Genomic DNA, 11,941 nt, shown 5'->3' with positions numbered 1-11,941 from the left:
GCTTACGCCCCAATATCAGGGCGCAAGCTTGATCGAATTACGAAGTAAGGTTGCGTTGTAGGCGGCCACGATCGGATCGTTCACCGTTGCGGTCACGAGGCGGATCTGCTGCATCAGCTTGGCGTCCTCGACGGATGCCGCATTCGACGCATAGAGCACGTCCTTGTTGCGCAACTGGAAACGCGTGGCCAGGAAATAGCCGGCCGGATCGCGGAAATTGATGTTGTAGACGACCGGGATGATCGGCCCTGAATATTTGCTGACGTCGATGCCGAGCTTGGCGGCGACTTCCGGCAACTCGCCGCGATAGACGAACACCGAGGCCGGGTCGGCCGAGGAATCGTTCAGGCCACCCGCCTTGGCGACCGCTTCGGCGAGCGAGATGCGCCAGGCTTCGAAATTGAATTGTCCCTGCGCGCCCGATGCACCGAAGGCAACGAAGGTCTGCGGCTCGCGGTAGACATAGATGGTGTCGCCCGGATGCGCATAGATGTTGCTCTTGGGCTCGTAGACCAGCTGGCCGAACGGCACCGTCGTCCGCTTGCCGTCGCGCTCCAGCATCACCCAAGTGTCGAAACCCTGCCCTTTTGGGCCGCCGGCGCGCGTGATCGAATCGAGCACGCGTTCGCCCGCGGCGTTGGCGGGGAAGCGGTTCGGCGAATTGACCTCGCCGAGCACGGAGATCAGCGAGGTGCGCTGCTCGATCAGCGCGACAACCGCCTGCGGCTCGATCGCGCGGTTCTTCAGCGCGTCGACGATCGAGCGCTGCACCTCGGTCGGCGTGCGGTTCTTGGCACGGATCGCGCCGGCATAGGGCACCGAGATGTTGCCGTCGGTATCGACGTTCTGGTTCGGCAGCGTGATGTAGTTGCCGGGACGCACGCCGGCCTCGACCGGAATGAACAGACCGCCGGCGGCGGCCTCGAAGATCGTGACGCTGACGACGTCGCCGATGCCGAAGTGAATATCTTTCGGCGGCGGGCCCTGAATGCCGCCGGCGAGCTGCGGCGCGAACGACGCCAGCACGTTCTCGACCTGCGGCGTGATCTTGACCATCGCGTAGGGCAGGCTTTCCGGGTCCTTCTGCCCGGCGACCACATCGGAGCTGGTCGGACCGTTGGTCGGCATATAATGGCAACCGCTGACCGAAACGGCGGCCGCAAGCAATATCATTATCCGAATGAAATTCGCACGCGACATTCAAATACTCCGGCCGTGCCGTAACATGCCGACTATCACAATCACAAGGTTCCGCGATATAGTGCGGTACAATTGATAAATAATGTTAGCAAGGTGAGGCAATTCGGCGACACCGGCGCGATACCGTGATGCAAACGGCCCGTGCGGCATCACTCCGGCTTTGATTTCGCGTGATGTCCCAGTTATCGGTGAATGAGATGGTTTGAGTTTAACGATTGAGGGTTCGATGCCTCGCATGAAGCCACTGGCGATCGCTTTGGGAACCGTCGCCTTGCTGCTCGGCATTGGCAATTCGGGCGCTTTTGCCGCGGAATTGAGCATTTCTCCGACCCCGCGCGCGGTGCAGCGCGTCGGCGGTAACTGCCAGCGACTGCAATATTGTCATGGCGATGTCTGCCAGTGGAAGCGGGTGTGCTGGCACGGCTGTCCCGATCGCTACTCCTGCGCGCCGCTCTACGGCGCCTATGGCCCCTATGGCGGCCGTGACTATTGGGCGGCCTACAGCTACGGCGATCTGCGCCCATTCTGATTGTTAATCGACTAACATAACCACCCAGCCATTCGCGTGCCGGCCGATTTGCGACGATCGGCTTAACCCAGGCTTAGGACCCGGCCCGCTATCATGCGGTCGCAGGGTTGGTTATGTTATTTGTTTTCCTTGGCAATTTGATCGGCGGTGCGGTTCTCGGGCTGCGCCAGCACTGCCTGGTGCTGGTGCCCGTCATGCTTGCGGAACTCACGCTGCTGGCCGTCATCGCAGGCACGCGCCTCGTGTGGTCCGAGACGATGCTGCTCATGATCACCGCGATCGTATCGCTGCAAGGCGGATATCTCGCGAGCGCACTCGCGCCGCTGTTCTGGTCCCGCTCCTCGACGCCGCTGCTGGCCTTGCGCCGTCCGCATTGACGCGGCACTACGCTCCCAAATTCGGCGTGCCCGATTTCCATTGACCTCGCCGCGGGCCCGGGGCATCCCGCTGCCTTGCGTTCGCATCTTCCGCAGGAACCCCACCTCAGGACTTGCCCTCTCGTGTGGAACGTCACGGCATTCATCTGCATCCTGATCGGTACGTCGATTCCGCTGGGTCTGCTCGACGCCTCGCTCGCCATTGGCCTCGCCGGCACCACAACGTCGCTTGGGTTGCTGGCGAGCCTGATGGTGATCCGTCCAGGTGAACTGTCATTCCTGAAATCGGTCGCCGGGCCAGCCGTTGCAGTGGCGCTGATACCGATGCTCTGGATCATCCTGCAGATGTTGCCACTGCCGTTCCTGGCGCATCCGGTGTGGAAATTCGCCGGTGAAACGCTGGGGATGCCGCTCAGCGGCAGCATCACGATCGATACCGGCGCAAGCCTCGGCGCGCTGCTGGTCTGGCTGTCACTGCTATCGGTCATGATATCAGCCGCGGCGATCGCGATCGATGCCCGCCGCGCCGACATGGTGGCCCGCAGCATCGCGGCAACCGCAACCGTCGCGGCCCTGATCCTGCTGCTGTACAGCGATCCGATCAAAACCTGGCTCGGTGCCGGCGACGCGGCGCGCGATCGGACCGCAAACGGCTTACTGGTCGTCGTTCTCGTCGGCATTCCGCTTGGCCTGGCGCGCACGCTCGACACCGGTGGCCATGCCGATGGCCACACGGCGGCGCAGCTCGCGCAACTGCGCTGGCTGTTCGCCGCCGGCGCACTGTTCGGCGCCGCCAGCGCCTGCTGGTACGGCCGTCGCGGTGCCGCGATCGCAATCGCAGCGGGCATCGCCCTCGTCCTGATGACCTTCGCCGCGCGAAAACTTCATCTGCACCGCTGGAGCAGCGCTGCTGCTGCCGCCGCGATCGCGCTGATCGCCCTGGCGACGGCGATTGCCAATCGCCACCCCGATGTGGCGTTTGCCATAGCCTTCGCCGATGCACCGGCGGAGTTCGTGCAATCGACCCACAATCTGCTCGCCGACCTGCCCGCGCTCGGCAGCGGCGCCGGGACCACCGCAATACTGGCGTCGACCTACATGGACTGGCAAGGCGCAGCCACGCAGCCCGTGGTGGCGACCAGTGCCGCCGCCTTGATCGTCCAGTTCGGTTCCGCCATGTTCTGGACTCTACTCGCGGTTACGATCGTCGGCATCGCGGCGTTCACGGCCGGTGCGCGCAATCGCGGCCGCAACTGGTCTTATCCTGCGGCGGCCGCGGCCGTGCTGCTGACGCTGCTGCTCGCTGCCTTCACCTTGCCGGAATTGCCGGCGCTGCCCGGAGTGATCGTGTTGGGAGCCGTGATCGGAACAGGACTGGCGCAGCGGATCGGCCGTTCACGGTTGCAGGCGGGCTAGGCGGTACATGCGCAGCCTCCTCCAACGTATTGTCGGCCAGACCGGCGACCTCGAGCACGCGGGAGACGAGACCTGCATCTACGCGGTCGGCGATATCCACGGCCACGCCGACCTGCTGCACGAGATCTGCGCGCGCATCGATGCCGATATCCGCAAGTCACGGCCGGTGCGGCCGATCCAGGTGTTCCTTGGCGACTACATCGATCGCGGACCGGATTCGCGCGAGGTGATCGCGATGCTCGATCAACGCCGCCGCACCCGAAGCATGGTCTGTTTGCTCGGCAATCACGAGGCGTGCCTGCTGGAGTTTCTCGTCAATCCCGACATGCTGGCGCAGTGGCGGCAGTTCGGCGGCCTGCAAACGCTGATGTCCTATGGATTGACGCCCTCGTCGAATCCCGACGCGGAGGAACGCCGGGCGCTCGCGCGGGCGCTGGTTCGCCAGATGCCGCCGGCGCATCTTGCCTTCCTGCGCTCGCTGCCGATCTGTTATGTGCACAGCCGCTACTTCTTCGTGCATGCCGGCGTCCGGCCCGGCGTCGCGCTGAACCAGCAGCGCAGGGAAGACCTGCTGTGGATCCGCGACGACTTCCTGATGTCGGAAGATGATTTCGGCAAGGTCGTGGTCCACGGCCACACGCCGGTGCATGAGGCCGAGCTGCTGCACAACCGCATCAATGTCGACACCGGAGCCTATGCGACCGGCCGCCTGACCTGCGTCAAGCTCGAGGGCGCACGGCGAACGCTGCTGATGACCGGCAACCGGGCCGTGCGCCATGGATAGCACGATGGCTGACACGATATCCGACGCGTTCCGGCGATACCCACGGCAGCTGTCGCCGGCCTTCGCGCCGGCCGCGGCCGCGATCGGCGCCGTGACACTGGCGTTGTCGGCCTGGTGGCTCGCCGCCGATACATCGCGCGGCAAGCCGTCGCTCGCGGCCGGCATCGGCGTGATCAGAAGCGAGCTGTGGCTGCGTGACGGCTGGAGCGATTTGCAGACTTCGCCCGAGGCGGCCGAAGCCGCCTTCACGCGCGCGCTTCGGCTCTCGCCGATGGATGCCGGCGCCTGGTTCGGCCTCGCCTCGGCGACCGGGCGGTTCGATTGGCTGAACCCGACCGCATCGAAGGCGCTGAAGATGTCCTACTACACCGGCTTCAACCGCAGCGATCTGATCGCGCCGCGCCTGATCCTGCTGGCGCAGGTCGACACCACGCGCGATGTGGAGCTGGTCGACCTGCTGCAGCGGCAGATTCGCCTGATCCTCACCCGCGCGCCGGAGCTCAAAGGCGCGGTCGGCCAGGCCTATCGCGTGGCGACCGACGCCAACCGGCGCATCATCGAGGCGGAATTCAAGGACGCCAACCAGAGCCTTCCGGAATAAGGCGCGTCGGCACCCGGGCTGCCGTCGGATGCCTGGCCTGTCAGACACCCTTGTGCCGCAGCACCGCGCCGACCGTGCGCAGCAGGATCCGCAGGTCGAGCACGAAGCTCCAGCTCTTGATGTAGATCAGGTCGTGCGCTACGCGCAGCTGCATGTCCTCGATCGCGGGCGTCGCGCCGCGCAATCCCTGCACCTGGGCGAGGCCGGTGATGCCCGGCTTGACGTGCTGGCGCTGCGCATAGCTCGCGATCAGCTTCGAGTACTTGTCGTCATGGGCCAGCGCGTGCGGCCGCGGGCCGACCAGCGACATGTCGCCGCGCAGCACGTTCACCAGCTGCGGCAGCTCGTCGATGCTGCGGCGGCGCAGCGTCGCGCCGATCCCGGTCAGCCGTGAATCGTTCGGACGCGCCTGCACGATGACGTCGCCATCCTCGAGCACATGCATCGAGCGGAATTTCAGGATGGTAAACTGCTTGCCGTCGAACCCGTTGCGGCGTTGCCGGAATAGGATCGGGCCTTTGGAGTCGAGCTTGATCGCAATCGCGGTCCCGATCAGGAGCGGCGCGAACAGCACCAGCAGGCCGCTCGACGCCACGATGTCGAACAGCCGCTTGCCCGCACGCTCAACCGCGGTGAGCGGCGAGCGCTGCATTTCCAGCGTCGGTATCGGGCCGCTCGCCACCATCCGCAGCGCGAGGAATCTCTCCGCAGTTCGATCCGGCAGCAGCCGCACCGGCAGCGGCGACGCCCGCAATTGATCGCAGACGAACTGGATGCGCGGCTCCTGCTGCCAGGGCATCGCCAGGATGATCTCGTCGGCGCCGCACTCACGCGCGGCACGAATGGCTGACGCAACACCCGCGCGGTCGCCCGCGTCGTCGGACTGGCCCGACAGCTGAACCCGTCGCACCTCGCTGAGGCCGAAATCGCGCAGCAGGCTCGATTGCCGCACCCGTGACAATTCGTCCGCCAACCCGACCACGACGGCGCGGCGGGTCGCCAGCATGCCGCGGTCGATCGCACGTTGCAGCGGCGCCTGCAGCAGCATCCGTCCAGCCACCAGCCCGAGGCCGCCGATCAGGCCGAATGACATCACCGACCCGCGCGAGACGCCGGAGCCAACCTTCAGGAGGAAGATGATCAGTGTCATCAACAGGACGACCAGCAGCCACCCGCCGAGCAGGCTGCTCCAGCGCCGGTCGAGCCCGGCCATCACCTGTGCATTGTAGAGGCCCTGCGACTTCGCCACGAACATGTGAAGGATGGCGGCGAGGACCCCGATGCCTAGAAAACCCTCGAATCTGTTGCTATAAACCGTGTGGTAGTAGAACAGGTGATAGGCCGCACCGCCAATGATGCTGGACAGCACGACGATGATCATCTCGAAAGCGACGGCAAACGCCTCGAGCGAAGCAAAAGCGAACGCGCCGACGTTAACCGGATCCTTCGCTAATCGAGCGTCCGACAGGTCGGTCATCGGGAATTAACATTCGTGTTAACAATTCATATGTGCATTATCAGTATCAGGCAGGCCGTGAGCTCGCAAGACCTGCCGGCAATATCAGGCAGAGAGCATCCATGAGTTCTTCGGCTGGCGAAACCGAGGCCGCGCTGGTGGCCCTCCTCCACTTGATCCGCCTGATGGGCGCGGAGCTGGTCGCCGGCCAGCACCGCGACGACGTCGAGGTACTGGTCAAGGCGGTCGAAACCAAGCTGCGATCGGCCCGCTTTCCGGCCGAAATGCCGAATCAGGACATTGTCAAAGGTCTGGACCTCGCTCAGGAGAGGCTACGTCCAATCCTCGAAGAGCTTCGCGCACGATCAGAGAAAGCGCATCTGAGCGACCAGCTGCTGCTGGCGCCCAGGCCCTCGCGTATCCATTAACGGATCAGCTTATAACGGATCAGCTTATCGTCAGCTCTGGACTTCACCCCGGCGGGGCAAGCCGTTCCCGCCGTTGGACCTGACCGCAAGCTTCTCCTCGATCTTCATTTTCTCGAGCAGCAGATCGGTCACGATCCGGCGCAGCCGTTCATTTTCCAGCCGCAATTCGTCAATACGGTTGTGGACGTGGGGGATCCCATCTCGATCATCGGTGCGAGTGGCGAGTTCGGTCACAGTACCATTCGCCGGATGGCCGCGCGCGGCCTCCTGCTTGCGCCAGCGGTGAAATGTCATCACGCTAACGCCCAGCACCTTGCACGCTTGGGCTTGTGACTGCCCCCGCGCCATGAGTTCCTCGGCCTGTTTGACCTTGGAAGTGATCTCCTCAGTAGAATGACGCCTCATTGGTCATCTCATTGCCCCCTAGATTAGCAATCATCGCATGGCCTATAAGCTATGTAAATGCAACAGGAAATTCAAATTGAGGATTTCCCGGGGGTCTTTCGGGAGCCTCAAACTTGCCGTCGGTAACGCTGCATTTTGCGAAGAAACGCCGAAGCTGCAAGGTATTTACCGAAATATATGAGCAATATTCCCGCGCCGAACCGGCCTCACAGGAAAAGTTATACGACTTTCTGCGTATGAGAATTTGATCTGGATAACTGGCGCACCGTTTGCATTCCTGAATGAGAAGCAAATGAGAACATCCAATCGGTCCCTCGACAGATTGTGAGTGCACCATGCCTCTCCGTGATAGTTACGCCGGCGTTCAAGCAGAAGTTTCACAAAATTCTAACAAATTAATCCCGCGACCTTCGCGTCCGGTAGCTTGCAGCCGCGCACGCGCGGCGGTAGTTACTAAGACGTTAGGTGTCATGAGAGTTTCAACATATTTGAGGATTATTTTCACGACACCTAACTCTCATAGCTCGATCCGCGAATTATCAATTAAGCGCTTTCCCACCCGAGACCATCAGGCGGAGCCACGACCGCCGGATAGTCTGCGAACTATTCTGTGCTGACGCTTGTCAGAGCCCGCCTCTGATCAACAGATTTTACGAGGATCGACACCATGGCGCGTCTCAAGGTCTTCGAGGGGAAGCAGTCCGCGTCCAGCGAGGCGACCGACGCCCTGGAACGGCTCGTCGCGGAGAATTCCGAGCTCCGGCATACCGCCGTCGAGTTGGTCCTGCAGACCTGGATCCTGCGCGAGCGCTTGTCCGACGTCGTGGCGCACAAGCCGGTGCGACAAGAGCACTGATACGCCCCCGCGCCCCTCGATGCAGACGCATCGCTGAATCCGTCCGGCGGCCCGCAGCATGATCGGCAGGCGATCCACGCCTCAATCTTAAATTGAGTTGTCCGCGATCATGGACAAGCCACCACCCGCGCCGGATGGCGCGGAAGTGGCGGCAATTGCGTGGTGAGAAATTCGCGGACGGACGTCAGCGATGAACCCGGCGCAGCGCGGCGCGCGGGGTGGTCTGCTCACGCGATACACCGAACGAGCGGGACGCAACCGGGCGCTCGTGGATTTCACGCAGCTCAGCGATATCCAGCATCAGCGCAACGACCTCGTTGCGCAGCGATTGGTTGGTCGCGAGCAACGCCTCTTCGATCGGCTGATGCAAGTGTTGAATCTTGTGCTGCTTCATGGCGCGCCCTCGCTCTGCGGTTAAGGGTATGAGCGATGTGATTGAAGTTTCGATGACAGAGTTAGATCACGCACATGGAAAGCGGTTAATGGGGCAGGTTTGCGACCAACGTTACGCTGACAGAAATTTTTCCAATTTGGTTCCACAACCTGATCGCGAAAGGTTTAATCGATGGCCGTATTGTGTCGCTGCGATGGGATGTCGACGGCAGCGATGCGACGCGCGGCCGAAGAACGCAACAGGTGCCGGCCGCACGGCGCGACCAAGAGCATGAAATCATTTGACGATCATCGATCGCCGCGATCGCGAGGGAAACCGGCGGAACGCCTGCGCGAGATCACAATGTCGCCGCGCCAAAGGCCGGCGGCTTCAGGCGATGTTCCAGCCGCGAACCAGATATTCCACCAACGACGACATGCACACACTAAATCTGCTGCACTCGATCAATCGGATTTGCGCAGCGCATAACAGGTTAAACTAAGCGGCATGGATGCGCGCAGCCATCCGCGCCGACCGCAGACATCGGGGCGCCGCGAACGTCGGGCGTTCCGATCGGCGCCCTGGCGATAAGACGGAAAGATTCAGCGCTTCACGTTCGATCGTGCAAAGAGATTCGTCTCGAATCCGGACCAAATCCGACAATGCTATTCTAATTCAAAATGAGCGACGCTGATGCGGCTTCGACAGACCACTTCGCGCTTCATCCCACATGCGCTTTGCACGTTCACTGCAGCAAACAGCCGTTCGCACCATCAATCGCCATAAGCATCGCTAATTGGCGGCGCGTCGCGATCGCCGCGCTATTTCGATTTGGCAGGCGTGTCGTCATCCATCTTGCCACCGTTGGCGACGCACTTGTTGAAATAGTCGCGCTGATCCTTAGCGCCACCCCTCGCGCTGCCGGAAGCGGGATTGCCGGGTTGCCGCGGCGGAAATGCGCGCGCCACCAGAGCATCGCAGGCGCGTGCGACCTGGACGTCGATCGCGATCGCCGGAGCGATTGCTCCTGACATGATCATAACTGAAGCTACGGCAAAACCCGTGATAACTCGCATTGCCACACTCCGTTCCACGCCGCGCAAGTTTTTCTCAAGGTTGGATCTGCGAAGAGCGCACTATTTCCGATCGATGTCGTGATAAGCCCGATACCAGTCGACAAATTTGGCAACGCCGTCCTCGATCCGGGTCTGCGGCCGGAAGCCGATGTCTCGCTCCAGGTCGGAAACGTCAGCTGCCGTCTCCGGCACATCCCCAGGTTGCATCGGCAGCAACTGCTTTTCGACCCGCCGGCCGAAGCCCTGCTCGAGCAACGCCACCACATGCATCAATTCTTCGGGCCTGCTGTTGCCGATATTGTAGACGCGCCACGGCGCCTTGCTCGACCCCGGATCGGGATGCGCTCCCGACCAATTGACGTCGCCCGCGGGCGGGCGGTCGATCAGCCGCACCATCGCCTCGACCACGTCGTCGACATAGGTGAAGTCGCGCCGCATGTTGCCGTTGTTGAACAGCTGGATCGGTTTCCCCTTGGTGATCGCGTCCGCGAACGCGTAGAGCGCCATGTCCGGCCGGTACCAAGTCCCGTAGACCGTAAAAAACCGCAGCCCGGTCGTCGGGATGCGATAGAGGTGGCTATAGGAATGGGCGAGCAGCTCGTTGGCCTTTTTCGTCGCGGCATACAGGCTGACCGGGTGATCGACATTGTCGTGGATCGAGAACGGCAGCTTGGTGTTCGCCCCGTAGACCGACGATGACGACGCAAACAGCAGATGCTTGCACGCCGTGTGCCGGCAACCCTCGAGAATGTTGAGAAAGCCCTCCAGGTTGGAATCCACATAGGCATGCGGGTTCTGCAGGGAGTAGCGCACGCCGGCCTGGGCCGCGAGATGCACCACGACCTCGAAGCGATAACGCTCGAACAGCGCCTTCATCCCGGCGCGGTCGGCGAGATCGAGCTCCAGGAAGGTGAACCCCCGGTGCTGCTTGAGCAGATCGAGCCGCGCGCGCTTGAGCGCCGGGTCGTAATACTGGTTCAGATTGTCGATGCCGATGACCGGCTGCCCTGCCCGCAGCAAATGCTCCGCCAGATGGAAGCCGATGAAGCCGGCGCAGCCCGTGACGAGTAGATTGCCTGCGATCACCACGTTCCGCCTGTTCCTTTCGCCTTGCGCCGGAGCAGGCCGCACGCGCAGTCAGGCGCGGGCCGCAGCGACTACCGTCGAGTTCCGGCTGCGGGGTGCGTCAGTTGCTGGCGGCCGCAGGTTTGTAGTCCGGAAAGCGGCTCAGTACCGCGGCCTTCATGAACTTGAAGTGCGCAATCTCGGTCGCCAGTTCCTTCAGCCGACGCTGGCCGTTGGAGATCTCGGCGTCAAACAGGTCTTGATGATAATTGTCAAGCGCCTCGCGTTCCAGATATTCGTCGGTGCCGTTGCCCAGTGTCACCGCGGCGCGGGCCAGAACATCGTCGACGCGGCGGCCAAGGCCGGATTGCTCGCTTTCGGCCGCCTGCAACGCGGCCTCGATGGCGGCCATGATCGATCCGATCCGGGCGCGATCGGTCTCGGCATCGCGCTCGGCCGAGCGTGCCTTGAAACCTTCCTCGCTACGCCGCGACCGGATCAGGTCGTGGGCGCGAGCCCGCAAAAACAGCTGAAACATCTGTCAGTATCCGGTTCGGGCCATTCAGGCAGTATCGCTCAAAAATCGCCCGGTCTTAGTTAAAAAAGGGTGAATCGCCCTCTTGCCCGGCCCTCAGGTCGGCCTTCCACTTGATCCAGGCCTTGTCATGCTTGTCGTAGAGTTCGAGCCACCGCCCCTCGACGGCCGACGGTATCGGCTCGGCGCTCAAGGCCTCCTGGTTCCGAGCTTCCCCGTCCACCGGCAGGGAAGTGTCCAATCCTTCGAATTCCGACGTCTCTTCGAGCGTGAGACCGACCAGCACGCGCCGGCCACTGACGTCGACGACATACCGCCTCGGCGAATGTCCCCTGAGATCACTCATGCTGTGCAAGTTCCCTCGCGATCCGCGCAGGCCGACGGCGGGACCAGACCGGCACGCGGACCCAGCCCGGCTGCCGCAACGAAGACAAGATGACCGATTGCATGTCGCCCGCCAACCCCAACGCACCACACTGTCGCGCTACCTCTGTGGAGCTAGCCCCCGCTAGAACGCGCGGCGCATGTGGCCGAACGCGGAAACCGGTTGCTGTTCCCGCCTCGACGATCGAGCGGCCGACGGTGCCACATAGGGCGCATAGATCCGATATTGCGCGCGGCGCTTGTGCGACCGCCACGAGCGCGCGGCGAAGCCGGAGAGGAAGCCGGCGACGAACGCCGCGGCAAGAATGAGAACAGGAGAAAGCATCACAGTCGTCCACGTTAGCCCCGATGTTATTAACATTCGAAGTTGTGACGACATCATGATTGGGCGCGCCGAAAGAATGTTCAGCCGCTGCAATTTTTGTGCAATCAAACGGCGCGACAATGCTCAGGCGC

The 11,941-nt window shown here is 62.6% G+C and carries 16 protein-coding genes; 7 read left to right on the top strand and 9 right to left on the bottom strand.

What is annotated here, in order from left to right:
• Positions 1-15 precede the first annotated feature (15 nt).
• Positions 16-1,128: a polysaccharide biosynthesis/export family protein gene (locus CK489_RS22185; RefSeq protein WP_094193671.1), complete on the bottom strand. Its 1,113-nt coding sequence runs from the start codon at positions 1,126-1,128 to the stop codon at positions 16-18.
• 298 nt (positions 1,129-1,426) lie between these two features.
• On the opposite strand from CK489_RS22185, the gene CK489_RS22180 reads away from it, so the two are divergent.
• The 5 genes from CK489_RS22180 to CK489_RS22160 all read left to right on the top strand — a co-directional run bounded on the left by CK489_RS22180 (position 1,427) and on the right by CK489_RS22160 (position 4,907).
• Positions 1,427-1,729 carry a hypothetical protein gene (locus tag CK489_RS22180; protein ID WP_143278203.1) on the top strand — a complete coding sequence of 101 codons (303 nt, stop codon included), beginning with the start codon at positions 1,427-1,429 and terminating at the stop codon, positions 1,727-1,729.
• Positions 1,730-1,842: 113 nt separating this feature from the next.
• Positions 1,843-2,106 (top strand): hypothetical protein, encoded by a 264-nt coding sequence (locus CK489_RS22175; protein ID WP_143278202.1) that lies wholly within the window; start codon positions 1,843-1,845, stop codon positions 2,104-2,106.
• 123 nt (positions 2,107-2,229) lie between these two features.
• The gene (locus CK489_RS22170) at positions 2,230-3,522 is read left to right on the top strand and encodes a hypothetical protein (protein ID WP_095733796.1); all 1,293 of its coding nucleotides are present in this window, start codon (positions 2,230-2,232) and stop codon (positions 3,520-3,522) included.
• Positions 3,523-3,529: 7 nt separating this feature from the next.
• Positions 3,530-4,306 (top strand): metallophosphoesterase family protein, encoded by a 777-nt coding sequence (locus CK489_RS22165; RefSeq protein ID WP_095733795.1) that lies wholly within the window; start codon positions 3,530-3,532, stop codon positions 4,304-4,306.
• Between the two features lie 4 nt (positions 4,307-4,310).
• Positions 4,311-4,907 (top strand): hypothetical protein, encoded by a 597-nt coding sequence (locus CK489_RS22160; RefSeq protein WP_143278201.1) that lies wholly within the window; start codon positions 4,311-4,313, stop codon positions 4,905-4,907.
• Positions 4,908-4,947: 40 nt separating this feature from the next.
• Here the strand turns inward: CK489_RS22160 and CK489_RS22155 are convergent, their stop codons facing one another.
• Entirely contained in the window at positions 4,948-6,384 is a 1,437-nt protein-coding gene (locus CK489_RS22155) for an undecaprenyl-phosphate glucose phosphotransferase (RefSeq protein WP_095733793.1), read from the bottom strand.
• Between the two features lie 101 nt (positions 6,385-6,485).
• On the opposite strand from CK489_RS22155, the gene CK489_RS22150 reads away from it, so the two are divergent.
• Complete coding sequence (locus CK489_RS22150; protein ID WP_050626290.1) at positions 6,486-6,791, top strand: hypothetical protein; 306 nt, start codon at positions 6,486-6,488, stop codon at positions 6,789-6,791.
• 30 nt (positions 6,792-6,821) lie between these two features.
• Here the strand turns inward: CK489_RS22150 and CK489_RS22145 are convergent, their stop codons facing one another.
• A complete protein-coding gene (locus CK489_RS22145; protein ID WP_095733792.1) occupies positions 6,822-7,196 on the bottom strand; it encodes a helix-turn-helix domain-containing protein in 375 nt (124 codons plus the stop codon).
• A gap of 667 nt (positions 7,197-7,863) precedes the next feature.
• On the opposite strand from CK489_RS22145, the gene CK489_RS22140 reads away from it, so the two are divergent.
• Complete coding sequence (locus tag CK489_RS22140; RefSeq protein WP_050424306.1) at positions 7,864-8,052, top strand: hypothetical protein; 189 nt, start codon at positions 7,864-7,866, stop codon at positions 8,050-8,052.
• A 184-nt stretch (positions 8,053-8,236) separates the two neighbouring features.
• On the opposite strand, the gene CK489_RS22135 is transcribed toward CK489_RS22140, so the two are convergent.
• From CK489_RS22135 to CK489_RS40905, 6 genes are all read right to left on the bottom strand, one after another.
• The gene (locus CK489_RS22135; protein WP_050626288.1) at positions 8,237-8,446 is read right to left on the bottom strand and encodes a hypothetical protein; all 210 of its coding nucleotides are present in this window, start codon (positions 8,444-8,446) and stop codon (positions 8,237-8,239) included.
• An 800-nt stretch (positions 8,447-9,246) separates the two neighbouring features.
• Entirely contained in the window at positions 9,247-9,459 is a 213-nt protein-coding gene (locus CK489_RS22130) for a hypothetical protein (protein ID WP_244485924.1), read from the bottom strand.
• 102 nt (positions 9,460-9,561) lie between these two features.
• Entirely contained in the window at positions 9,562-10,590 is a 1,029-nt protein-coding gene (locus tag CK489_RS22125) for an NAD-dependent epimerase (RefSeq protein WP_502694138.1), read from the bottom strand.
• Between the two features lie 97 nt (positions 10,591-10,687).
• Positions 10,688-11,104, bottom strand: a complete 417-nt coding sequence (locus CK489_RS22120; RefSeq protein WP_050626286.1) for a hypothetical protein — start codon at positions 11,102-11,104, stop codon at positions 10,688-10,690.
• A 55-nt stretch (positions 11,105-11,159) separates the two neighbouring features.
• The gene (locus CK489_RS22115; RefSeq protein ID WP_050626285.1) at positions 11,160-11,447 is read right to left on the bottom strand and encodes a hypothetical protein; all 288 of its coding nucleotides are present in this window, start codon (positions 11,445-11,447) and stop codon (positions 11,160-11,162) included.
• Positions 11,448-11,609: 162 nt separating this feature from the next.
• Positions 11,610-11,930, bottom strand: a complete 321-nt coding sequence (locus CK489_RS40905) for a hypothetical protein (RefSeq protein WP_143278200.1) — start codon at positions 11,928-11,930, stop codon at positions 11,610-11,612.
• Between the last annotated feature and the right edge of the window lie 11 nt (positions 11,931-11,941).

It is taken from the genome of Bradyrhizobium sp. UFLA03-84, from assembly GCF_002289535.1.
GTDB lineage: Bacteria > Pseudomonadota > Alphaproteobacteria > Rhizobiales > Xanthobacteraceae > Bradyrhizobium > Bradyrhizobium viridifuturi.
This window is presented reverse-complemented; position numbering and strand designations above follow the sequence as displayed.